A 1,068-nucleotide genomic window follows, 5' to 3' on the forward strand; every position below is an offset into this window, starting at 1 on the left:
AATATTATCGAAGAGGGATGAGCTTTATCGCAAGATGAAAAGAAAGAACCAAATAAGGTGGTCAAAAGCTACGCGGAACTGGGAGAAAGTGGGTGACGTTAAGTTGAACCCGGAGAAGGAAAAACAAGCAGCTTAAATGCTCAGGCGACAACTACCTTGAAAAACGCCGGTTCTGGATGACTGGGGCCTGGAAAAAATGACTCTTGGCCAACGCAACGACTTACTCGAAATAATGGAAGACCGACACGGCGTTCGATCAACCATAATCACGAGCCAGCTACCTATCACGCAATGGCATAAAGCTATTGGCGATGCAACGCTGGCTGACGCCATCCTGGATCGCATACTGCACAATAGTCACAAGCTAAAACTTAAAGGAGAGTCACTAAGAAAGGCAATGAGTAAAATAACTGAATCCGATCACTCGGAGTGATACTATCGAGGTCTAGGCGTTAGGAGATTTAGGTGATCGAATAAAACCAGAATCGATGATCAGATACGCCGGAATACGCAGTCAATTTTCTTTGATAAGTGGCAGAACTCAGTACGTGCTTAAAGTGGGGTACGATGAATCTGTTGAAAAGCTTTCACCTGGTCGTTTTCATATGAAGGTATTAATTGATAGATTAATTGAGGAGGAAAATATCGCTACTTTGAATTTGATGAGTAATGCTCGTTGGCATATTGGCTGGAATCCTAATGAGGTATCGCTAGTCTCTATCTTTATTGCCGGTCGTACAATTAAAGGTAGATTATTCGTATGGCTAAAGCTGTTAAAAAGAAGATTTAAGAGGTCTTTGAATCAGGGGCGAATGCATTATTTTTTACATAAGCTAAGGCTCATATAATTAGTAAATGAAGAGTCTTGTTCGTAGTGTGATTGGATTGAATTCTAGAGTATGCAGTTGCTATCGTAGATAAGCTTTTGTTTTATTGCTTTGAGTGATAACTCAAAATCAAAGGGAGATAGCGCCACGGAAAATAAAAATAAAGAATATAAAACGATAGACAATAGTACATCATACTTTTGTTTATCCTTGCTATTTACGTGCGCACTGGGCTCCTGGT

At 40.4% G+C, this 1,068-nt stretch carries 2 protein-coding genes; both read left to right on the forward strand.

Going from position 1 to position 1,068, the window contains the following annotated elements; translation table 11 throughout:
• The first annotated feature begins 172 nt into the window (after positions 1-172).
• Complete coding sequence (locus tag A3757_RS20850; RefSeq protein ID WP_304439180.1) at positions 173-433, forward strand: ATP-binding protein; 261 nt, start codon at positions 173-175, stop codon at positions 431-433.
• 55 nt (positions 434-488) lie between these two features.
• Complete coding sequence (locus A3757_RS20855) at positions 489-848, forward strand: GNAT family N-acetyltransferase (RefSeq protein WP_068553440.1); 360 nt, start codon at positions 489-491, stop codon at positions 846-848.
• Positions 849-1,068 lie beyond the last annotated feature (220 nt).

Source organism: Oleiphilus sp. HI0117, assembly GCF_001635235.1.

Coding starts and splice junctions, on each gene's coding strand:
- A3757_RS20855 (WP_068553440.1), top strand. CDS start 489: ATGATCAGATACGCCGGAATACGCAGTCAATTTTCTTTGATAAGTGGC.